Annotated in this window: 20 protein-coding genes; 5 read left to right on the forward strand and 15 right to left on the reverse strand. The window is 39.8% G+C overall.

What is annotated here, in order from left to right; translation table 11 throughout:
- Positions 1-25 precede the first annotated feature (25 nt).
- Positions 26-256 carry a TIGR02647 family protein gene (locus tag EVU92_RS17390; protein WP_130052429.1) on the reverse strand — a complete coding sequence of 77 codons (231 nt, stop codon included), beginning with the start codon at positions 254-256 and terminating at the stop codon, positions 26-28.
- Positions 257-333: 77 nt separating this feature from the next.
- Here EVU92_RS17390 and EVU92_RS17395 point away from each other — a divergent pair, with 77 nt between their 5' ends.
- Positions 334-633 carry a DUF1496 domain-containing protein gene (locus EVU92_RS17395; protein WP_168990036.1) on the forward strand — a complete coding sequence of 100 codons (300 nt, stop codon included), beginning with the start codon at positions 334-336 and terminating at the stop codon, positions 631-633.
- A 56-nt stretch (positions 634-689) separates the two neighbouring features.
- Complete coding sequence (locus tag EVU92_RS17400) at positions 690-956, forward strand: VF530 family protein (protein WP_130052431.1); 267 nt, start codon at positions 690-692, stop codon at positions 954-956.
- Positions 957-962: 6 nt separating this feature from the next.
- On the opposite strand, the gene EVU92_RS17405 is transcribed toward EVU92_RS17400, so the two are convergent.
- On the reverse strand, positions 963-2,585 hold the full coding sequence (locus EVU92_RS17405) for a diacylglycerol kinase family protein (protein ID WP_130052432.1): 1,623 nt from the start codon (positions 2,583-2,585) through the stop codon (positions 963-965).
- Positions 2,586-2,889: 304 nt separating this feature from the next.
- Here EVU92_RS17405 and EVU92_RS17410 point away from each other — a divergent pair, with 304 nt between their 5' ends.
- Together EVU92_RS17410 and EVU92_RS17415 are read left to right on the forward strand one after the other, a co-directional pair.
- Positions 2,890-3,579 carry an anti-sigma factor gene (locus tag EVU92_RS17410; RefSeq protein WP_130052433.1) on the forward strand — a complete coding sequence of 230 codons (690 nt, stop codon included), beginning with the start codon at positions 2,890-2,892 and terminating at the stop codon, positions 3,577-3,579.
- 178 nt (positions 3,580-3,757) lie between these two features.
- The gene (locus EVU92_RS17415) at positions 3,758-4,855 is read left to right on the forward strand and encodes a HupE/UreJ family protein (RefSeq protein WP_130052434.1); all 1,098 of its coding nucleotides are present in this window, start codon (positions 3,758-3,760) and stop codon (positions 4,853-4,855) included.
- 8 nt (positions 4,856-4,863) lie between these two features.
- Here EVU92_RS17415 and EVU92_RS17420 read toward each other — a convergent pair whose 3' ends face one another.
- The 11 genes from EVU92_RS17420 to EVU92_RS17470 all read right to left on the reverse strand — a co-directional run bounded on the left by EVU92_RS17420 (position 4,864) and on the right by EVU92_RS17470 (position 19,385).
- Positions 4,864-5,481, reverse strand: a complete 618-nt coding sequence (locus EVU92_RS17420) for a TetR/AcrR family transcriptional regulator (RefSeq protein WP_130052435.1) — start codon at positions 5,479-5,481, stop codon at positions 4,864-4,866.
- 128 nt (positions 5,482-5,609) lie between these two features.
- A complete protein-coding gene (locus tag EVU92_RS17425; RefSeq protein WP_130052436.1) occupies positions 5,610-7,013 on the reverse strand; it encodes an efflux transporter outer membrane subunit in 1,404 nt (467 codons plus the stop codon).
- Complete coding sequence (locus EVU92_RS17430; protein WP_130052437.1) at positions 7,013-10,144, reverse strand: efflux RND transporter permease subunit; 3,132 nt, start codon at positions 10,142-10,144, stop codon at positions 7,013-7,015. Before EVU92_RS17430 ends, EVU92_RS17425 begins: the two co-directional genes overlap by 1 nt.
- A 12-nt stretch (positions 10,145-10,156) precedes the next feature.
- A complete protein-coding gene (locus EVU92_RS17435) occupies positions 10,157-11,320 on the reverse strand; it encodes an efflux RND transporter periplasmic adaptor subunit (RefSeq protein ID WP_130052438.1) in 1,164 nt (387 codons plus the stop codon).
- 209 nt (positions 11,321-11,529) lie between these two features.
- Positions 11,530-12,627, reverse strand: coding sequence for an ATP-dependent 6-phosphofructokinase (locus EVU92_RS17440; RefSeq protein ID WP_130052439.1), 1,098 nt, complete (start codon positions 12,625-12,627; stop codon positions 11,530-11,532).
- 71 nt (positions 12,628-12,698) lie between these two features.
- Positions 12,699-13,112, reverse strand: coding sequence for a hypothetical protein (locus EVU92_RS17445; RefSeq protein ID WP_130052440.1), 414 nt, complete (start codon positions 13,110-13,112; stop codon positions 12,699-12,701).
- A gap of 87 nt (positions 13,113-13,199) precedes the next feature.
- The gene (locus tag EVU92_RS17450) at positions 13,200-14,879 is read right to left on the reverse strand and encodes a cyanophycinase (protein ID WP_130052441.1); all 1,680 of its coding nucleotides are present in this window, start codon (positions 14,877-14,879) and stop codon (positions 13,200-13,202) included.
- A gap of 78 nt (positions 14,880-14,957) precedes the next feature.
- On the reverse strand, positions 14,958-16,250 hold the full coding sequence (locus EVU92_RS17455) for a hemolysin family protein (RefSeq protein ID WP_130052442.1): 1,293 nt from the start codon (positions 16,248-16,250) through the stop codon (positions 14,958-14,960).
- A gap of 139 nt (positions 16,251-16,389) precedes the next feature.
- A complete protein-coding gene (locus EVU92_RS17460; protein WP_130052443.1) occupies positions 16,390-17,082 on the reverse strand; it encodes a transporter substrate-binding domain-containing protein in 693 nt (230 codons plus the stop codon).
- A 124-nt stretch (positions 17,083-17,206) separates the two neighbouring features.
- A complete protein-coding gene (locus tag EVU92_RS17465; RefSeq protein WP_130052444.1) occupies positions 17,207-18,316 on the reverse strand; it encodes an arginase family protein in 1,110 nt (369 codons plus the stop codon).
- A gap of 289 nt (positions 18,317-18,605) precedes the next feature.
- Positions 18,606-19,385 carry a DUF2189 domain-containing protein gene (locus EVU92_RS17470; RefSeq protein ID WP_130052445.1) on the reverse strand — a complete coding sequence of 260 codons (780 nt, stop codon included), beginning with the start codon at positions 19,383-19,385 and terminating at the stop codon, positions 18,606-18,608.
- A 145-nt stretch (positions 19,386-19,530) separates the two neighbouring features.
- Here EVU92_RS17470 and udp point away from each other — a divergent pair, with 145 nt between their 5' ends.
- Positions 19,531-20,286 carry a uridine phosphorylase gene (udp, locus tag EVU92_RS17475; protein ID WP_130052446.1) on the forward strand — a complete coding sequence of 252 codons (756 nt, stop codon included), beginning with the start codon at positions 19,531-19,533 and terminating at the stop codon, positions 20,284-20,286.
- On the opposite strand, the gene cdd is transcribed toward udp, so the two are convergent.
- A complete protein-coding gene (gene cdd / locus EVU92_RS17480) occupies positions 20,283-21,215 on the reverse strand; it encodes a cytidine deaminase (protein WP_130052447.1) in 933 nt (310 codons plus the stop codon). The genes udp and cdd overlap by 4 nt on opposite strands.
- Positions 21,216-21,379: 164 nt before the next feature.
- Entirely contained in the window at positions 21,380-21,748 is a 369-nt protein-coding gene (locus EVU92_RS17485; protein ID WP_130052448.1) for a hypothetical protein, read from the reverse strand.
- Between the last annotated feature and the right edge of the window lie 39 nt (positions 21,749-21,787).

A 21,787-nucleotide genomic window follows, 5' to 3' on the forward strand; every position in this document is an offset into this window, starting at 1 on the left:
CGAACACTTCGGGCCTGTATTTTTGTTATCTAAGCGCTGAGTTAATCACACTCACATGGTTAATTAAATCTAGTCCCAAATCAGTTAAGTAGCCTCCATCTGGGCTGTCAGTAATGCCCTTATCATAAAGACGTTGTGCTGCATCTCTAATTGAACTTTCGGCATCGGAGTGAATTTTAATTCCCTGCATTTGTGAATTACGAGGAAATTTTGCAAGTAGGGTTAGTTCGTCGATCATATTTTTATCAAATTGCATGTGTTCACCTTTTTATTATTTATTCCTTGTCATAAGCTTAGTGTAGTTATACAAATCTGCCCAACGGGAGAGGTATTTTGTTAAAGAAAATTTTACTGTTAAGCACATTGTTTATTTTAGTATTTTTAAATAAAGCACTAGCAAAGGAAAATCCAGTGATTGTGCTCGACGGTCAAGAAGCATTGAACAACCAAAAAGTCTGTTGGTATGAAAATAAACGCTATACCGAAGGTGCTTATATTTCTGTTGGTGACATTACGTTAATATGCACCGCCAAACAGCCTAATTTTTCAAACAGTGATTTAGCTTGGCTAAGACTTAATGCTAATGGCGAGATTATTTATCCGAAAAAAGCTAAAACGATTCATGTCAATTAGCTTAAAACCAGCATATAGGTTACTATTGCGCGGTTGCAAATAACCTAAGATTTATCATGGACAATCAACCAAACAATCCATTACATGGCGTTAAATTAGCTGACATAGTTACTAAACTGGTAGAAAAACTTGGTTGGGACGGGATGGCAGCGCACGTCGATGTACGCTGCTTTCAAAATGACCCAAGTGTAAAGTCGAGTCTTAAATTTTTACGAAAGACCCCCTGGGCACGTGAAAAAGTAGAACAGTTATATATTGATACCATTATCAATAGTGACCATGCCGATGATGGCTCTTTCCAGTGGAAAAGCATTAAAAAGTAATCATTGCTAATCTTCAGCAGCTACAATCACCGAAAGCGATTTCGGTGAAATCTCAACATCTAGTTTATCCGCTGTTTTTACCTCACCATCAATAACGTAGCTCAATCCACCTTCTGCGCTCACAGTCACTCGTTTAGCATTTGTGTGATGACTATTAATTGCGAAACTAGTTTGAGTTATACTTGAGAACACTAACTCCGCTATGCTTAAAGTACTCGCTTTAGAGTCGGCACTGGGTGTTAACCAGTTTACATCAAGTAAACCATCTTGATGATCTGGCTGCCCTGCAGATTGAGCAAGTAACGTGGTAAATGGCGCGGCATTGGCAATGATTAAACTTGTAGTATTAATGGTTTTCAGCTCGTTATCGTCAATGGTAACATCGTAGTCTTGCGCTTCATGCTCGCCTAATGCTTGCCAAAAGCCCTGTAAATAAGCCAGTTGACCTGACTCATTTTTTGCATCTCGATGCGCTTTTTCGATCATCTTTTGTTCAAAACCGATGCCCACTAGTAACAACATACGCTCGCCATTACAAACTGCAGTATCAATACGACTATCTTGACCTTCAATAATGAGCTCACAAGCCTGCTCTACTGGTATAAGTTTAGACTTAATACCCATTAAAACATGGGCAAGCGCATTAGCAGTACCCAAAGGAATAATGCCTAGTTTACAATCAGTATTAACAAGCACACTTGCAACTTCAGTTACTGTACCATCACCACCACAAGCAATAACCACATCAGGGCTTAACTCTAGGGCTTCTTTTGCTAGTTGAGTACCATCGACTTCTTCTGAAGTTGTATAAACGGTTAAATCGTAATACTCAGATAAGCGTGATGTTATTTGCTTACGTTTTGATTCCCAAAGCTTTGTGCCTGATACTGGGTTAGCAATAAGTACGGCTTTATTCTTTATTAATAAGTCACCAGAGCGATGTCGGCGAACAAGATGACGCAGCTGACGCTTATTTAGATTGGCTGTTTGTCGAGTCTCTTTAATTTGTGCGAGAATTTGATGTACGTCTGCATCTTTATTTTGGCTAAGTAAGTAAGCTGCCATTACAAATACTGAGCGTCCTCGACCCAGTGCACAATGCACAACGACACGTCTATCTGCTTTTACTTGATGGTCAATCCAATTAATGGCTTGATGTAATTGGGCACGAGTAGGTACGCTGTGATCAAGTACAGGAATATTTAAATAACGAATATTCTCTTGTGTTGAAGACCATTCAAGGCCATCAAATTCGCATGTTACATCTAAAATAGCCGTAATACCCATTTCTTTCATTGAGTCTATATCTGAAGGAAATAACCGACAGGCTAAAAATAAATGTTCATTAATTTGTTGTAGTGGCGGAACTTTGTCGTGCTTTCTCGACCATGCGTTATAAAGTTGTGCTCCCAACAAAAAGGGAATAAATGCCCAACGGATGTAGATGGGTATCACTCCGTTTTCTCGTTTTCTGAAAATACGTGCGATATTAAAAAAGTAAGCGCCGCTAACTAAAAGCAACGACAGAGCAGTCCAATAAAAGAACAGCGCAAAATACACAGTTTCAACCATAATAGCCGCAATTATAAATACAATCGCTAGTGCCAAGTAACTAAAAGCTGCCCACATAATCACTCCTTGTTATTCTAATTGAATAGAACAATGCAAATTTCACTCCAGTTAAATCTACTTGTTAAACACTATTGGCTTTTTAAAATCAATGACTTAGATTCAAACTGAAAACATACCCTTTAAGTTTAGGACATTTTTTCACAACTTTTTGAATAACTTACAATTATTTACATACGCAAAATATCATAAGTTTTAAGGCTGGCTTTCTCTAATAGTCTAAAATTAAAGTTAAGCACACTAGACATTTATATTTAGTGAAGCTTATTTTAAAAACTTAAATCAATCCTGAGCCTAATTCGTTATGAAATACGATGACCACACGCTACTTAATTTTCTTGCAGCAGAATACGTTCTAGGCACATTACATGGCCATGCCCGAGATAGATTTAGCCGCTTAATGCGAACCTCACCACGAGCTCGCTACGCAACCTCATTATGGCAAAGGTATATAAAAAATTTAGAAAACGCGATTGAATCTAACCCACCCGATCAACAAGTATGGGATAAAATATCAAAAAGAATTGACCCGATACTTTTACCGGCAGAAAAGAAAGCAAAAGGCTTTAACTTTTTAATTTTTAATGCTTGGGCTGCTATTGCCTCTGCGGCGTGCGTTGTATTGGTTTTGATTACTTGGCAACCGCAAGAGTCATTTAGCGATAAAATCAGTCATTCAGTTACATTTTATGATTCATCAAATAAGTCTCTTTGGAATTTAGATATAAGCGATCACAGTATTTTACTTAAAGCGGCTAGTGATATGAGTATACAAACTGATTATGACTACCAGTTATGGATCCGTTTAAAAGGCTACCCCAACGCTATTCCTATTGTTTTATTACCAAAAACAGATAGCAAAGAAATTGCCCGCAATGCATTATTTAAACCGCAAAATATTGCGTTGCTAGCGATAAGCCGCGAGCCGACTGGCGGTTCACAATCAGGCTCCCCAAGTGAAATTATTTATACAGCTAAACTTAATGTTAATTAACCATACACAGCCTAAAGATTCATTATTAAAACACGAGCAAAGCCACTATTTCTAAGACAGATGACCTAGCCGTTAAACCTTTGTACTTGCTATAGTAACAGCCCCTTTTTACTTATCTTAAATAAATGCGGTCATTCGAGCATAAGACTTGCCCGCCTGTATTATCTCAGGAATAAAAATGAAAAAGTCGTTGTTGTTTACGCTATTTCTATTGATTTTTAGTTTTACCAGTTATGCCCACCAGCAAAGCACCGCTTACCTTACTTTAGAACAACAAACGAGTCATACACTTTCATTAACTGGCTCTTGGCAAGCCTCTGTGACTGATCTCGATAAAGCAGTAAACTTCGATAAAAATCAGGATAATGTAATTGCATGGCATGAAATTACCTCTCAGCAGCAAGCAATTTTTAACTATCTAAATAGCCATTTGATTGTTTTACAGCAACAACTAAGCTGCAAGATCGCTTTTGAAGGTGAGCTCAGCGTGAATAACCACTTTAATCAATCGTACATTCATGTGCCACTACAAGTAGATTGCCCTTCTGATAGTTCAATAACGATTAATTACACTGCCTTGTTTGAATTAGATGAGCATCATCAAGCAATTGCTGCTATTGCTAACTCAAGCCGCGTGTTTACAGAAAACACGCCAAAACAAGTTATCAACTTTAAAGAGCAAAGCTTTATCACAACATTTGTTGAATATGTACAGCAAGGCATATTACATATTTGGATGGGCACAGATCATATTTTGTTTTTAATCGCTCTATTGCTTGGCTGTGTATTGGTGCGTAAGCAAGGTGAGTGGCAACGTGTCGAGTCAAAAAAACAAATCCTTGTCGATACAGCGTGGATCATCACTGCATTTACGCTTGCTCACTCAATGACCCTCACAGCAACTGCAATGAATATCATATCGCCAAACACACGTTGGGTAGAATTAGGTATCGCGCTTTCAGTTTTATTTGCTGCCGTTAATAACATCTGGCCGATGATTGTACGTTTAGGTTGGATCACCTTCTGCTTTGGTCTATTGCATGGTATGGGATTTGCGAGTGTGTTAGGTGAGCTTGGCTTATCGAATGAATACCAGCTAATGAGTATTTTAGCGTTTAATTTAGGGGTTGAGATAGGTCAACTCGTTATTTTAGCCATTTGTTTACCGCTACTAATGCTACTTAGAAATAATCCCTGGTATAAAAAAGCCATTATGCCAGCAGGATCAGTGCTAATTGCAATTATGGCAATCCAATGGTCTATAGAGCGCTTTTAATGAGCGCTCTATTCAAATGGTAACAATAGAGTTTTCATTGCGGGGCGAAGAGCTTTTAGTAACTCATCAGTATCGAGGTCAGGGTTGAGCATTTTACGCAGTAAAAGGCCGCCCATCACAGAAAACATAACTTCAATACGAGCATTCACTTCATCAAGTGCCGTCCCTTGTAAAGGCCCTCTGTCACCAACTAATAAGTCACGCATAGAATCACGAGCATGGCTATCTGACTCACGTAATAAGTTAGCCACTTTTTCATTGCGTGCAGCTTCTGCGAGCATTTCTAAATCAAGAGCACCTTGATTTAAATCGGTATGGCGTTCAACACCTCTACCCAGGCCATCAAGCAATACAGTGACACGATCGCCGGGTTTATCTGCAAATTCTTTAAAAATTGAGAACATTTCTTCCATGTCACGTTCGACAATTGATTCTATAATTGCCTCTTTGCTGGCGAAGTAATTATAGATATGGCCAGCGCTCATGCCTGCGGTTTTAGAAATTTCCGCCATTCCTGCGCCATGGTAGCCCTTACGTCGAAAACAATCAGCCGCGGCACAGAGCACTTGATTACGTCTTGCTTCGGCAAGAGCAGGGTCATTGTGTCTTTTCGTTTTTTGCGTCATGGTTTCTCCAAGCTTTACTGACTACAGTTAACTTTAATTTAAACAAGGTTTACAGGATCTTAATCTTTGCGGAGAGTCAAAACAACTAAGAACCTGCAAAACCTTAAATAAATTATGCTTTTGCAGATTTATTGCACAGCTTTTTGTGCATTCCAGCCGCCACCGAGTGCTTTATACAAATGAATTTGGCTCGCCAGATACGCTTGCTTACCCAATATTAACTGTTGCCCTGCACTGTACCAATTTCGTTGTGCGTCCAATACTTGCAAGTAACTGTCTGCGCCCTTTTGAAAACGAGCATCCGATAAAGTAAAAGATAGCTCATTACTTTGATACAAGTCATTGAGGGCATCTAACTGATGCATATAACCTTCACGGTCAGCAAGGGCATCAGAGACTTCTTTGAATGCTTGCTGTATGGTTTGCTCATAGCTGGTTAGTGCTATTTCTTGCTGAGATTGTGCAACATCAAGGTTAGCTTGGTTGCGGCCCATGTTAAAAATAGGCAAATTGATAGATGGTACAAAACTCCATGTACCTGAACCTGAATCAAAAAGATTACTTAAGTCAGCAGAAGCCGTACCCGCATTCGCGGTTAAACTGATGCTTGGATAGAATGCCGCTTTTGCCACACCAATATTTGCATTGGCTGCAAGTAAATCATGCTCAGCAGCCTTAATATCTGGTCGTTGAGTAAGCAGTTCTGACGGCAAACCAACCGGCACATCTGGTAAGCTCAGTACATCATCTATACTTTCAGTTGGTAATAAATCCGCAGTGACGGTTTTACCCACTAAAAAGTCGAGCGCATTTTTATCGCGCTTTAACAAGCGCTGATAATTCGCAATATCGACCTTAGCCGTTGCCACAGTACTCTCAAGTTGTGATAGCGTTAACTGAGAAGCAGCGCCAAGAGCAAATGTTTTACGAGTTAGCTCTAAAGACTCTTGCTGAGACTTTAAAGTCTCGTTGGCGAGCGCCAATAGCTCTTTGTCCGTCGCATAGTTAAGCCATGCATTCACTAATTCTGAAATCAAACTAATGCGCACACTGGTTAAACTATATTCAGCTGCATAGAGGTTTTGTAAAGCTTGTTCAGATTGGTTACGTACTTTACCCCAAAGGTCAATTTCATAAGCAGTTAAGCCAACTGTAGCTGAATAATTTTCAGAAATAGTTGCTTGGCCAGTACCAGATAAATCAGCAGGAAGACGCTGACGCGTACCCGACGCATTTAGATCAATGCTTGGGTATAACGCTGAATCTTCAATCTGGTACATTGCTCTTACCTGCTGCACATTTAGTGCAGCAGTTTTGATGTCTTTGTTGTTTTCAAGTGTTAGCGCAATCAACTGTTGAAGTTGCGTATTACTGAAAAATGACTGCCAATTTAGTGCATTGATATCACCTGCTGTACCTTGGATATCATAGTTTTGTGCAACGGGTAATTCACGTTGCTCCATATCTGGCGCCATATTACAGGCAGATAACATAAGTGCAGCAACAGACACTGAGATAAGTTTTACTTTCATTATGCCTGCTCCTCATTGTTTGACTTTGTTTTGCCTGGGAATACACGACGCACTAGTACAAAAAACAATGGCACAAACAACACAACTATGGTCGATGACGCGAGTGTACCGCCAATAACAGCAATACCTAGCGCATTTTGTGCACCTGAACCTGCACTTGATGCAATTGCAAGAGGTAGTACACCGCACACAAATGCCATTGATGTCATAAAGATTGGACGTAAACGCAGGCGAATGGCTGCCACTGCTGCATCGACAAGCTTCATACCTTCATCCATTTTATGAATAGCAAACTCTACAATCAAGATGGCATTTTTTGATGCAAGACCAATAGTGGTTAATAGACCAACTTGTAGATAAATATCATTTGATAAGTTAAATACAAATGAGGCAATCGAAGCACCAAATACCCCTAGCGGTACAATCAGCATAACTGCCGCAGGGACTGACCAGCTCTCGTATAACGCCGCTAGACATAAGAATACAACCAGCAATGAAAGTGCATAAAGTAATGGTGCTTGACCACCACTTAAACGTTCTTCATATGAAATACCTGTCCATTCGAACGACACACCAGGGGGTAACTTCTTAACCATTTTTTCAACTTCGGTCATCGCTTGGCCAGTACTGTAACCCGGCGCTGCAGCACCTTGGATTTCCATCGCAGAGAAGCCATTATAGCGCTCAAGACGCGGTGAGCCATAAGTCCAATATGAATGAGCAAACGCAGTAAATGGTACCATGTCACCATTTGCATTACGTACATACCACTTGTCTAAGTCTTCTGGCACCATGCGCGATTCAGGTGTGCCTTGTAGGTACACTTTTTTCACGCGACCACGGTCAATAAAGTCATTTACATAGCTACTACCCCAGGCCGTCGATAACGTGTTATTGATGTCTGCTTGAGTAAGACCTAACGCTTCTGCTTTCGCTAAATCTATATCAAGCTCAAGCTCTGGTTTATCTTCTTGACCATTAGGACGTACACCTGATAGTACTGGGTTTTGCGCAGCCATACCTAAAAACATATTTCGTGCTTCAAGTAATTTCTCGTGACCTAAGCCAACTCGGTCTTGAAGGTATAATGTAAAACCATTTGCAGTGCCAAGCTCAACAACAGCTGGTGGTGGAAAAGCAAACACGAATGCTTCTTTAATCGTTGAGAAGTACCCCATGGCTTTACCAGCAACCGCCCCCACTGAAAGATCTGGGCGCTGACGCTCATCCCAATGTTTTAAACCAACAAAACCGATTGCCGCGTTTTGACCCGAACCTGCAAAGCTAAAACCTGTTACCGTAAAGATAGATTTAACCGCTTCTGATTGATCTTCTAAGAAGTGATGTTCCATCTTTTCAACAACTTTTAAGGTTTGCTCTGTTGTCGCACCTGCAGGTAGGCTTACTTGGTTAAACAAAATACCTTGGTCTTCATCTGGTAAGAATGCCGATGGTAATTGTGAGAAAATAAACACCATGCCACCCACGATTAAACCGTAAATAAGTAAATAGCGTTTACTATGTTTGATCATGCGAGACACAAAACCTTGCGCACCCGAGTTTGTTTTATCAAAACCACGGTTAAAACCAAGGAAGAAACGACCAATAAATGATTTATTATTGTGAACATGGCTTGGTTTTAAGATGGTCGCACAAAGCGCTGGCGTTAAAATCAATGCAACCAGTACTGATAAGCTCATCGCTGTGACCAAGGTAATTGAGAACTGGCGATAAATAACACCGGTTGAGCCTGGGAAGAACGCCATAGGCACAAATACTGCTGAGAGTACCATCGCAATACCAACAAGCGCACCTTTGATTTCGTCCATTGATTTACGTGTTGCTTCAAGTGGAGACAAGTTCTCTTCGGTCATTACACGTTCAACGTTTTCAACGACGACGATTGCATCATCTACCAGTAGACCAATGGCAAGCACCATAGCAAACATAGTTAAGGTATTAATAGAGAGGCCAAAAACCTGTAAGATAGCAAACGTACCTAGCAGTACCACAGGCACTGCAATAGTAGGAATAAGTGTTGCTCTGAAGTTCTGTAAGAATAAGTACATTACCAAGAACACCAGCACAACAGCTTCAATCAGCGTACTGACAACTTTCTCAATTGAAAGTGATACGAATGGCGTTGTATCGTAGGGAACAACCGTTTTTAAGCCTTCAGGGAAGAAAGGCTCAAGCTCTGCAAGTGCAGCTTTTACGCCATCTGCTGTATCAAGTGCATTAGCACCGCTGGCAAGCTTGACACCTAAGCCTGATGCAGGTTTACCGTTAAAACGAGCTACAACACCGTAGTTTTCACCACCTAGTTCAACATCTGCAACGTCACTTAAACGAACAACTGAACCATCAGTATTAGTTTTTACAAAGATATTTCTAAATTGCTCAGGTGTTTGTAAACGGCTTTGTGCAGTCACTGTCGCATTAAGTTGCTGGCCACTCACTGCTGGCAATGCACCCAGTTGACCTGCCGAAACCTGTGCATTTTGGGCACTGATTGCTGCACTAATATCAGCAGGAGTTAACGAGTACTTGAGTAATTTAGCTGGGTCTAACCAAATACGCATTGCATACTGAGAACCAAACAGCTGTACTTCCCCGACACCGTTAACACGAGAGATAATATCAAGCACGTTTGATGAAACATAATCACCGATATCGATATTATTCATACTACCGTCTTCAGAAACAAATCCTACAACCATTAGGAAGTTACGTGCAGATTTAGCAACGGATACACCTTGACGTTGTACTTCTTCTGGTAATAACGGTGTTGCCAACGACAGCTTGTTTTGTACTTGAACCTGTGCGATATCTGGGTCTGTATCCGCAGTAAAGGTTAACGTTAGAGTAGCTGAGCCATTAGATTCTGACGTTGACGACATGTAGAGCAAGCCATCTAGCCCTTTCATTTTTTGTTCAATAACCTGTGTAACCGTATCTTCTAGAGTACGGGCCGACGCACCAGGGTATGAGGCTTGAATACTAATTGCAGGCGGTGCAATTGATGGATATTGCGCAACTGGCAAACTTCTAATTGCTAAGATACCTGCCAGCATAACTACGATAGCAAGTACCCATGCAAATATGGGCCGATCAATAAAAAATCGTGACATTAAGTTTCTCCGTTACTGGCTGTTAGCTGCTGATTCTGCAGGCATTGCATTGACTGGTGCACCTGGGCGGATTTTCTGTAAACCTTCAACAATCAACTTATCGCCATTGTTTAGGCCGTCTGTCACTAACCAGTTTGAACCAACAGTACGATCAGTTTTAAGCACGCGTGCTTCTACGGTGTTGTCTTTGCTTACAACCATGGCAGTAGGCTCACCTTTGGTATTTCTACTGACACCGCGCTGTGGTGCTAAAATCGCATCATTTTTGACACCTTCAACAATCACTGCGCGAACATACATACCAGGCAGAAGTAATTTTTCAGGATTAGGAAATTCAGCACGTAAGGTGACTGAGCCAGTGCTTGGGTCAACCGTTACTTCTGAGAATTGTAACGTGCCTTTATGTTGATAAGTGCTGCCATCTTCCATCTTTAATTCAACTTTTGAATGTAAAGCAGCATCTTTATCAAGCTCACCGGCAGCGATCGCTTTTTTCAAACGTGTTAATTCACTGCTCGATTGAGTTAAATCAACATAAATAGGATCTAGCTGAGTAATTGTTGCTAACGCAGTTGCTTGATTAGCGCTAACTAGGGCACCTGCTGTTACATCTGATTTGCCAATTTGGCCGCTAATTGGTGCTAATACTTTGCTATAGTTCAAGTTAATTTCAGCTGTTTTAAGCTGCGCCTGAGCTGTTAGTAAGTCTGCTTTTGCACCTTTATATGCAGCATCTGCTTCATCATAATCTTGTTGGCTTACAGCTTTGATACTCAACAACTCTTTGTAACGTTCAGCTTTTGCTTTGGCATTAGCAATACTTGCTTGAGCTTTAGTAATAGCAGCTTTACTGGTAGCTACTTCAGCTTCAAATGTAGACGGATCAATTTGATATAAGGCTTGGCCCTTTTCAACTTCAGCACCTTCAACGAACATACGCGACTGGATAATACCGTTAACCTGCGGACGAATTTGCGCGATACGTGAAGCAGCAACACGACCTGGTAATTCTTTAGTTAGCGTAAGAGGTTTGCTTTGCATCTCAATAACGCCAACAGGTACAGCTTGAGCTGCCTGCGTTTGCCCTTGAGCCGATTCTGATTGGCCGCAGCCTGATAATAAAACAGCACCAGCCAAAGCTGACACTGCAAAAAATGGAATGCGAGAGCGCTGCATGTGTATTTCCTTAGTTTAGAGTGAACGATCATTCTAAACTAAAAAAGGCACAGATCAACCATATTTAAATAACTTTACATTAAATAAATAACTTGCTGTAAAGCATGTTTTGTTCAAAAGAAATAAAACGAATAGAAGGTTTGATATTATAACTGATAGCTTGTTAAAAAAATCGTTTTAAAACTATCAGTTATAGTAAATTCGCTTGATTAACTGAGCTCTTCGCCTAAGCACATACCCATTGCTCGAGCGCTTGAAATTAACGAGTGTTCTAAAGGAATAACACGATATTCAGAGGTAGCTTCTTTTAAACTGATTGGTTTAATTTCTCCGTCTTTACTGACAGGAATAAAACCAAATCGGCCATGTTTTACAAGCTCGAATGCTTGCACACCAAATTCGGCTGCTAATACTCTATCGAACGCATTAGGTGTACCACCGCGTTGAATATGGCCTAGTACTGTCACTCTCACATCTAGATCAAGTGCGACTCGTATTTGTGAAGCCAAATGCTCTGCAATACCACCAAGAATTGGGTTTTCATAACCAAACTCATTTGATTGTTTACTCACTACACTGCCAGCAAGTGGTTTAGCCCCCTCTGAAATTACGATGTTGGCAAATCCATGCCCTTTGTCAAAACGTGATTTAAGTTTTGCTTTAATCGCTTCAATATCGTAAGGAATTTCTGGAATAAGGGCTACTTCAGCGCCTGCTGCAATTGCTGAATGCAAACAAATCCAACCTGCATCGCGACCCATGACTTCAGTTACAATCACCCGGTTGTGACTTTGTGCTGTTGGTATTAATCGATCAATGGCTTCTGTGGCGGTGTCGACAGCAGTCTGAAAACCTATTGTGTAATCAGTGCCATATAAATCATTATCAATGGTTTTTGGCACGCCGACAATATTTAAGCCATGCTCAAATAGATGCTGAGATACTCTGTGTGAACCATCACCACCAATATTAATAACGGCATCAAAACCAAGTTGCTTAATAATACTGATTAACTCATCAGAGCGGTCAATAAACACTTGTTCACCTGCTATTTCAGCAGGAAATGCAGTTGGATTACCTTTATTAACTGTTTCTAGAATTGTTCCACCTCGAACATGAATACCAGCCACCACTTCACTAGTTAAGTGTATAATATCATTTGGTTTTTCAAGCACACCACAATATGCTCTTCGGCTACCATACACCTGCCAATCGCCATCATGTTCGGCTGCTTTAACCACCGCTCTGATCACTCCATTAAGCCCAGGGCAATCACCCCCACTTGTTAATAGCAGTAATTTTTTCATCGTGTTACCAACTTCGTTCACTGATTAATTACAGATTAGCTTATATATTGAACTTTCGCGTATGACTTACATCAACTAAAACGCGGTTTTTTATGTGTAGAAAACAGCGCCACAAAAAGCACTAGTAATACATACTTAGGCAAACTAGTCAGTAAAGTGGTGTTATCAATATTTGCAGAAAAGGTGTTAAGAGCAAAATATAAATGCAGCGCTAAAAATGGTGTCAGCAATATAAAATATGAATACGCTTTGTCTCTAAGATACAGCGACTTACTAATGAGTAAAAACACTAAAAGTAAAGCTAATAAAGGAAGGCCTAAAGTAACGATATCAACCATTGATAAAGCAAAGTTAGGTGACAAGTCATAAAGGGCTGAGAGTACTTCAGTTGGAATCGCAATAGCTGATCCATAACCAATAACGGGTATAGATAAATAGGCAAATAAACAGCCAAAAATAGATAAAAGTAGTACGTTATATTTCATAACTCCATTCCATGGTTTGTTCATTATTAGTCTTACGCTAACTAATAATGAACAAATAATCCACTACTTTTTCAGTATCTTATACTGTTAAAAGGTCTTAACTTTAAAGGCTAGGTTTTCTACCGCACAGCCTGTACTACTTGTGTTTACACGGTAATAATGAGTGTTTTCAGTAGCATTTAAATCCAATAAAAACTCATCATGCTGTGCTACTGCTTGTTGCTCTTGTGTTAAACACATAGCTTGTACAAGCGAGCGTAATTTAGCATCTGAAAATATGGTGCCGAAACGCTGCATCGGCAGTGGCGGAATTTTAATACTTGGGAGTGCATTATCAACAGTTCGTTTAGCTAAGTTAAAGCCATCCTTTGTTACATCAATAACCGTACCTACAGGCCAATAACTAATAGCTCCGCTATTTTTAGCGTCTGATTGAACATGCACAACACCGCTTTTACCAATCACTGTCATTAAGGAAGTTCCACCAGCTCGTATTGATACAAGCGCTGTAGTTTCATCAACCCCAAAGCCATGTTTTTGCCCTGTATCTGCCAATAATCTAGCTAAACGCATTGTTCTGTTGCGCTCGCTAAAGTGTGTATCAAGAACACCGTACGTAAAGCTACCTAGCCCACCTTGTTTTTCATAAGTTAGGCTATCAGACGAAAGCTTATTACTGCACTCATTTTCACAGCGCTCACTTGGAGGTGAAACAGCAAACGAGCCTTCTCTCATTGCCGCTAAACTTGTACCATTTGAAATCATCGGCACTGAACCATATTCATTTTTACCACCACTTTGCACAGCAGTGCCTGCACTTGTGCCAACAAGTAATGGTCTTTGTAAAATTGCGTGAGTCCAAGGATATTGCTTACCGTTATCATCAAACAGTACTTTTCTGGTTAAACTCTGATCGCCACCGTTAAACATCATCCCCGTCGCGTTTTCAATCAGTTTAACTAAATGATCTACCCCTTTATCACAAAGCGCTTTTTCGGCCTTAATTCGATCAGGGTAAATTGTCTCACGATTAAAAACACCCATAGAGTCAGTGCGTAAAGAATCCAAACTTTCACATTGCTTACTCGTAATCGCTTTTGCTAAGGCGGGGGTTAGAGGTAACCAGCTTGATTCTACTCCCTTAAAGTTTAATAGCCCTTCATAAAAGTCAGCTGATTCATATGGATCTCGGCTAGAGGCTGTAACAGCCAAAATTGTTGGTGATTTGGTGGTTGTTTTTAATGAAGCAGCAACAAAATCTAAAATATCTGTAGTAGAGGTTTCTGTAGTTAAGTCTTTATACACTCGCTCTGTAATTCTTTGGTTTTGTTTATTAAGAATAACAACTTCTAATATATCAAATACGTAATTAAATTCACTTTCAGATAGAGACGATAGCACCTGATTATCAAGATCTCGCCAAGCCCATAACAAAGTTGCTTTACTGACTTTTTGGAACTCTTTATGTGTTAATTTATTTAATACAGCAACAACATGGTCTCGGTGCTTTGTATTGTTGTTAGGCCAAAATTGGTCAATTTTTTTAATTGATTGTTTTGTTACGCTAAAAACATTCTCTTGCTTACCGATTATGCTTTCTTTTGTTGAGCAATTCTTTGGTTTGCTACTTGAACAGATTTCTAGGTCACTACCAACCATAACTAAGGTTTGATTTGCAGGCTCAGCAAAACATAATGACGGAAGTAACGCAGTACCTGCAAGTAATGCACTGCGAGAAAATAAGGATAATTTTTTAAAAATGCGCATGTATCGGTATTTAGCTGTATAAAATTAACAAAAGTATACCGACTTTTTAGATTGCTGAAAATGAAAGATAGAGGCGCATTATGCGCCTTCATTGCTAGTGATTCTAGATACTAATAGTTGCTCAACTTTCACCCCTTCAACATCGACAACCTCAAACTTATAGCCAGCAAAGTTTATAAACTCTGCACGCTTTGGCAGGCGTTTCATGGTGTAGATCAAAAATCCTGCGACTGTTTCGTAATGAGACTGTTCTGGGAACTCTTCAATTTCAAGTACCTTAGCAAGCTCTACCACTGGGGTTAAACCATCAACTAACCAGGATGAATTATCACGTTGAATAATTAACTCTTCACCTTGATGGCTAATTAAATCGCCCATGAACCCTTTCATTAAATCTTTAACAGTGACAATACCGACCATTAGCGCATATTCATTAACCACAACGGCAAACGGCTCTGCCGCTTTTTTAAAGGTATTTAACGCTTCTGAAAGACTCAATGTTTCTGGCAGGTAGAAAATGTCGCGGCTTATCAATTCATTATCTATTTCGGCAGTTTGTCCTTTTAGTACTTTGCGCAAAATATCTTTTGATTCAACCGAACCAATTAATTTATCTAAACTGCCATCACACACTAAAAAGTGATTATGAGGGTGCTCAATTATTTTGGTTGCTACTTCTTGAGCATCTGCTTTGACATCAAAAAACACAATTTGATCACGAGGCGTCATCACACTCGATAAAAAGCGGGCTTCTAAATCAAATACATTGCCAATTAACTCATATTCTTGTTGCTGCAAGCTGCCGTACTCAGCCCCTGCATCCATCATCGCGACGATGTCTTCTGTGGTAACGATATCTTCTCTCTCTGCAGGCACTTTAAACGCGCGCAAAACCAAATTAGTAATACCATTAAAGAAAACAACAAAGGGTGTTAGCGCAAAAGTAACCCAGCGCATAATAGATACCACATTAACAGCAACCGCCTCAGGCATAATCATCGCTAAGCGTTTTGGTAACAAGTCAGCGAATAAGATAAACAAAGAAGTAATACTAAAAAACGAAATCAAAAAGCTAACTTGGCTCAGTAACGGACCTTGATAAATCATTCCTAAAACTTGTTCGATATAAGGAGATAATGCTTGCTCACCAACAATCCCCCCCAAAATCGCAATCGCATTTAAGGCTATTTGTATCATCGCAAAAAATGCTCCAGGTTGCTCTTGTAAGCTAAGCACTGCTTGGGCTTTTTTATTTCCTTCGTCCACCATAACTCGTAATTTGATCTTACGAGATGCAGCAATCGCTATTTCGCTCATTGCAAACAATGCACTGATCAAAATTAAAATCATAATAATGAGTAAATCACTCATTGTAGCTCCTAATAATTAAGCGCATTCAGAGTGTTGAATGCAAACAACTTTTTGCTCGTTTAGGCTAGCTAGAGTTTGGCGAGAATGGACAAAAAGCAGCTGATTATAGCCACTTTGTAGCATTCAACAAGTGCTATTTTTAATCGTTAGCAGCAAAGCCTTTGTTTAATTTTTCAAGAGTCACAGGGTTGATGTTTTTATTGCAAGCGAAGTATAACTGAGGTGTTCCGACGGGCAGTTTTAATATCGGTTTTAAATCTTCAAGCGTATTATCGCCATCACGTTCATATTTAAACTGTTCATCGCTGAGGATGACTAAATCTATACTTGAGCGTCTGCTTTTAAGCACATCATAAATGTTGTCAAAACTATCAAGTAAGATCAGCTGATTGCGCTCATCAAAGCCATTCTCTTTTAAGTATATGTGTGAATAGTTATTTTTTAAAACTGCAATTCGGTATTTTTTAGCTTCATCAATATTAGCTATTTTTACTTGTTCAGATTTAAAAGAATAAAATGACGCCGAAAAACCACCAATGCGGGCTATCCAAGTAAATTTGTCTTCACGTGAAGGAAGCCTTGCCATAGAAAAGATACAGGTATTGCTGTCACGTAATGCTGCGTTATACGAAATTGACCAAGTGTTTACAGAAAGCTCATAATCCAATCCACTTTTTTCTAGACCTGATTTAACTTGATCAACCACAGTTCCAGTTAATACGCCGTTTTCATTTAGGTATTGAAAATTAGGGAAATTTTCGGTCACCACTGTAATTGCTGCAAAACAAGGTTGCAGAAATAGCAGCAATGACAGGGTTAGAATTGTGCGCATAATGAGCGATACCAAATAAATTATAATTATTTTTTATAATAATATAGCTCGAAGTTGCGGATATTGAAATATTATTTAGTAAAAAGGAATGAGCGGAAACGGGGTGTTTCCGCCCTAGAGTCAATTACTTATTTATTGCATTAATCAAAAATGCTGAGATTTTAGCACCTTCTCTAAGTGTTGTTTCAGAACTTGTTTGACCGATTAATGAGCTGTCTGTGAATGGCGCAATTTCCATCATGTCAGCACCAGTAATTGGGAACTCGTCAGCCAACGCAACTAGAATATCTAAAGCATGTTGTGGTGTTAAGCCACCTGCTTCTGGTGTCCCTGTCGCTGAAGCAAAACTTTCATCAAGTGCATCAATATCAAAGCTTACATAAAGCTCATCTACATTATCAGCCTTAAGTTGTGCAATTACCTCTTCAGCAACTGCTTTAGCACCACGTTCGATGATTTCGTGGGCCCAATGTTGTTTAACACCAAAAGTGTCTTCCCAATGTTGCTTAGGCTTACCACTAGAGCGAATACCAAATTGAATTAAATTACGCGGCGCCGGTAAATACTCAAGGATATGTGTACACCATGAACCAAAACATAAATCGATACCTAAACGTTCAACTAATAAGTCAGTATGAGCATCAAAGTGAATGATTGCGGTGCGTTTACCTGCATCACGTTTTGCTTTTAAGTAAGCTTTAGTCAGCGGGTAGCTAATTGAATGGTCGCCACCGATACCAAAAATACCCTTATCAGGATAGTTTGCATAAAAGCCATCACAAACATCTTCGGTGATAGACAAAGGTGATACATGGTATTCACTGTTTTCATCTGCATATAACGCTTTTTGGCAGTTTGTGATAGTCGCATCGTTAAGGTATTTATCATGTAATAAATGCGGGATTACACGTACATCACCCAAATCAAAAGCGCGAGCTTGAGGTTGTTGATCAATCAAAGTAGAGCGCAAAAACAATGGTCCCCAATTAGCACCACGTAAGATACCACCGCCACAGTCAGAGCTAATTCCTAAAATAACGGCTTTGTGTTCAGAGTCAGTCAGTGTTTCAAGTGACTCTTTCCAAAGCACATCAACATTGTCTGTTTGGCCGTATAATTTAGTACGCAGCGCATCTTTACGTTCTTTTGCTGTATTGACTGTAAATACGCCATCGCCAGGAGGACAAAGACACTGACTTAGTTTTTCATGGAATGCTTTTTGTGTGTTACTCATCTCTACTCCGCTGATCATTATCTGCATATTCATGCGTAATAAAAAAAGTTACGCAATCAGGTTTGTGTATCGTTTAGATTTTTGAGGCTAAACAAATACTTGCCCAACCAAACTTATAACTCTCTGAAATTAAAAGGTTATAATTTTAATGCAGAAGAATTTAAACTGCTCTAGTTAAATAAGAGCGCTGTATTTGGGCAGGTATAACATGCGCGAAAAGAAAGTCAAATTTTGCGGCAACCTACTCGATTGCCGCTATAGATTTATATTCAAGCGAAGTGAATACTCATTATTCATAGCCTCTTGGCTTCTTGGTTTTGATAACGGCAATATACGCATGCCAGCTGGCGTAGCTCAATAAAGGCATAATGACAATAAAACCAGCAGTGCCAGTAATAAAGCCTACAAACACTAAGCACAGAATTAACCCAGCCCAAACAACCATGGCACCAAAATTTGTTTTAACCGCGTTCATAGAAGAAATTACCGCAGTCATAATATCAACACGGCGCTCCATCATAATTTGCGGGGTAAATGCAGAAATAGCGAATACAGTCACCAGCAAGATACCGCCGACAATACTGCCGAGCGTTAAGAATGCAGATAACTGCTCAAAAGTCGGGTTAACAACGTTCGGGTACAATGCATGAATAAGAGCTGCTAAACGCATCCATACAATCATAATCACCATTAACAACACGGCAAATCCCCATTCACCTGCAGGGTTTCTGAACATCGATTTAAGACTGTGCATCAAAGTGGGCTTGTGACCTTTTTCAAGCTCCCAAGCAACATCATAAAGACCAGCGGCAAATGCAGGGCCTATTAGTGCAAAGCCAACTACGGCAGGTAAAATAACCAAGTGTGTATCAAACTGATAAACAAAATACATGATAGTCGCAGGTATCAAGGTAAATACTAATCCGTATACTAGACTTAGTATGGGAGCATTAGCGATATCTTTAAATGCGAGTGCCAACCAATGAAAAGGCGCACCGATTGAAATTTTCGAGCTTTCTAAACAGCGTGCAAACTCATGGTGTTTACTCATAGAAGATGAAGCAGGCATAATATATCCTCTTTTATCGTTACTTCTTTAGGTTTAGGTTATCTGTGCAATTCTTGCAACATTCGTAATCTAATAGGACATCTGTCCTGTACTTTAAACACATATGATTAAAGTATTACGCTTTAGACAAAAATAAGGTTTAATAATGGAAAAGGTATTTCACTTAGGGCTTACTCGTCAGGACTTAAACGGCGCAACCCTTGCGATTGTCCCAGGCGATCCTGACCGCTCAGCACGCATTTCAACACTTCTCGATAACCCAGAATGCTTAGCGAAGACCCGTGAATTTCATGTATACCGAGGTGAGCTAAACGGCCATAGCGTTGTAGTTTGTTCAACCGGTATTGGCGGACCATCTACATCAATCGCTGTTGAAGAACTTGCCCAGCTAGGTATAGATACCTTTTTGCGAATTGGCACGACCGGTGCTATTCAGCCACACATTAATGAAGGCGACATTTTAATTAGCCAAGCCTCAGTTCGTTTAGACGGCGCAAGCCAGCATTTCGCACCGCTAAGCTATCCTGCAGTGTCTGACTTTTTTGCTACTCAAGCTATGGTAAATGCGTGTGATAAGTTAGGGATTAGCTTCCATATTGGTATTACAGCATCTAGTGACACCTTCTATCCAGGACAAGAACGTTACGATACCTATTCTGGCTATGTTCCTCGTTCATTCCAAGGCAGCTGTGAAGAATGGCAAAAACTAGGCGTGATGAATTATGAAATGGAATCAGCAACACTATTTACTATGTGTGCAGCACTTGGCTTGCGTGCAGCGTGTGTTGCAGGTGTATTAGTAAATCGTACTAAACAAGAAATTCCTAATGTTGACCACGGCGAGATTGAGAAAAAATCAGTCGCCGTCGTCATTGAAGCTGCAAAACTATTGCTAAACTAATCGTTAACTAGTTTAGCAACACAGTGTTCAAATGCTGGTGGGTTTTCAAAACTTGCCAGCACACTTTTAGCCACCTCATACTGATTTTCTGCGCCTTGTGTTTCTAGCAAGGTTATTGACTTAACCGTTTTATCATCAAAAGTTAAACCCGCAAGATAAAACTGACTCAACGCACTTTGTAGCGGAGAAAGGCTTGGACTATAAGCTGCATTTTCAGCATAGCTTCCGTAAAAGTCACCTTCTGTATATGTACTTAATCTAACAGCACTAAAGTTACCTGTATATGGTACGTATGCATTAAGCGCCAACTGAACTAGTTTTTCATCGTTAATACTCGTTTCTGCAAATTGCTTATCTCTTTGTTTATGTGAAAACAAGCATTCTTCATTACCTAAATCTTTTGGACCAAATGAATGTGGTAACAACTCATGTAGGTTAAAGTCCCGTTCTGGCAATAAAATCTCAAGTGAGTCTGCGGTGCTCAATTCATTCATAAATTGACGGCAATAACCACAAGGTGCATCACTGATAGCAATTTTTTGAACTGCTTGCGCGCCGTTAAGCCACGCATTATTAATCGCTGATTGCTCAGCATGTACTACCAAACTTAATGCTTGATGAGAAAACTCGACATTAGCACCAAAATAAAAGTTTGTTTCGCCTTGTTTGTTTAACCCAACTGCAACAGCACCCACATAAAATTTAGAAATAGGTGCGACAGAAAATAAACTTGCGACGGGTACACAGGCTTTTTGTAACTCAAGTTGGCTAACTTCGAACTGCTGACAAAGAGAAGAAATATCTGATTGAGATAAGATGCCACGCTGCTTTTTAAGCTGGGCAAAAAGAGAGTTTTTTTGTTGTTCATTGAAGCTAAACGGCTCAGATTTTTGAGCTAGTTTGCTTGCATCTATCCTAGTTGCTGTCATAACAAATTATAATTATTAATTGGCTAAACAGTTTAAAAGGTTACGTATTGAATTGCTAGGTTTTGGCGTTAAACATCCCGATTATTAGCACAAAAAAAGCTAAAAATTAGCGGTATTTGTAAGCCCAGATATACAAATATATTTCCAATAGCTAAGCTCAGCATTTATTGATGCACTAACCAGTTTTTAGCTTTGTTAAAACATTCAAAGTTTTCAGCCTGTAAGTTATAGCGCTTTGCTTTTTGCATAAATAAATCGTGCATAAATCCATCAAAACTTACCACAATAGCCACTACAGCTTCTTTCAAAGAGTTTGCCACTTCCGGCATGATGGTGAATAAATCAGCAGGTGCGAAGTTGTGAGTCAATTCAGACACGTCAACGAGTATTTTTTCTGACCCATATAATACCGAGTATTGTTGGGCAATTTGGTAAAAATTAATCACATCCTGTGCACTAGCAGTCCCTCTTAACGTCATCATCACGAGTGACGTCGATGCATCATAAGTGATGCAAGTAGACACGTTTGGCATAAGTTACTCTAAAAAAGTGTGGGAGTTGTTTTTGGATCA

This window comes from Pseudoalteromonas sp. MEBiC 03485, from assembly GCF_004195145.1.
GTDB lineage: Bacteria > Pseudomonadota > Gammaproteobacteria > Enterobacterales > Alteromonadaceae > Pseudoalteromonas > Pseudoalteromonas apostichopi.

What these genes read in the sequence shown, in the direction of transcription:
- EVU92_RS17390 (WP_130052429.1), bottom strand. Translation starts at nt 256, where the DNA reads ATGCAATTTGATAAAAATATGATCGACGAACTAACCCTACTTGCAAAA.
- EVU92_RS17400 (WP_130052431.1), top strand. Translation starts at nt 690, where the DNA reads ATGGACAATCAACCAAACAATCCATTACATGGCGTTAAATTAGCTGAC.
- EVU92_RS17405 (WP_130052432.1), bottom strand. Translation starts at nt 2,585, where the DNA reads ATGTGGGCAGCTTTTAGTTACTTGGCACTAGCGATTGTATTTATAATT.
- EVU92_RS17410 (WP_130052433.1), top strand. Translation starts at nt 2,890, where the DNA reads ATGAAATACGATGACCACACGCTACTTAATTTTCTTGCAGCAGAATAC.
- EVU92_RS17415 (WP_130052434.1), top strand. Translation starts at nt 3,758, where the DNA reads ATGAAAAAGTCGTTGTTGTTTACGCTATTTCTATTGATTTTTAGTTTT.
- EVU92_RS17420 (WP_130052435.1), bottom strand. Translation starts at nt 5,481, where the DNA reads ATGACGCAAAAAACGAAAAGACACAATGACCCTGCTCTTGCCGAAGCA.
- EVU92_RS17425 (WP_130052436.1), bottom strand. Translation starts at nt 7,013, where the DNA reads ATGAAAGTAAAACTTATCTCAGTGTCTGTTGCTGCACTTATGTTATCT.
- EVU92_RS17430 (WP_130052437.1), bottom strand. Translation starts at nt 10,144, where the DNA reads ATGTCACGATTTTTTATTGATCGGCCCATATTTGCATGGGTACTTGCT.
- EVU92_RS17435 (WP_130052438.1), bottom strand. Translation starts at nt 11,320, where the DNA reads ATGCAGCGCTCTCGCATTCCATTTTTTGCAGTGTCAGCTTTGGCTGGT.
- EVU92_RS17440 (WP_130052439.1), bottom strand. Translation starts at nt 12,627, where the DNA reads ATGAAAAAATTACTGCTATTAACAAGTGGGGGTGATTGCCCTGGGCTT.
- EVU92_RS17445 (WP_130052440.1), bottom strand. Translation starts at nt 13,112, where the DNA reads ATGAAATATAACGTACTACTTTTATCTATTTTTGGCTGTTTATTTGCC.
- EVU92_RS17450 (WP_130052441.1), bottom strand. Translation starts at nt 14,879, where the DNA reads ATGCGCATTTTTAAAAAATTATCCTTATTTTCTCGCAGTGCATTACTT.
- EVU92_RS17455 (WP_130052442.1), bottom strand. Translation starts at nt 16,250, where the DNA reads ATGAGTGATTTACTCATTATTATGATTTTAATTTTGATCAGTGCATTG.
- EVU92_RS17460 (WP_130052443.1), bottom strand. Translation starts at nt 17,082, where the DNA reads ATGCGCACAATTCTAACCCTGTCATTGCTGCTATTTCTGCAACCTTGT.
- EVU92_RS17465 (WP_130052444.1), bottom strand. Translation starts at nt 18,316, where the DNA reads ATGAGTAACACACAAAAAGCATTCCATGAAAAACTAAGTCAGTGTCTT.
- EVU92_RS17470 (WP_130052445.1), bottom strand. Translation starts at nt 19,385, where the DNA reads ATGCCTGCTTCATCTTCTATGAGTAAACACCATGAGTTTGCACGCTGT.
- udp (WP_130052446.1), top strand. Translation starts at nt 19,531, where the DNA reads ATGGAAAAGGTATTTCACTTAGGGCTTACTCGTCAGGACTTAAACGGC.
- cdd (WP_130052447.1), bottom strand. Translation starts at nt 21,215, where the DNA reads ATGACAGCAACTAGGATAGATGCAAGCAAACTAGCTCAAAAATCTGAG.
- EVU92_RS17485 (WP_130052448.1), bottom strand. Translation starts at nt 21,748, where the DNA reads ATGCCAAACGTGTCTACTTGCATCACTTATGATGCATCGACGTCACTC.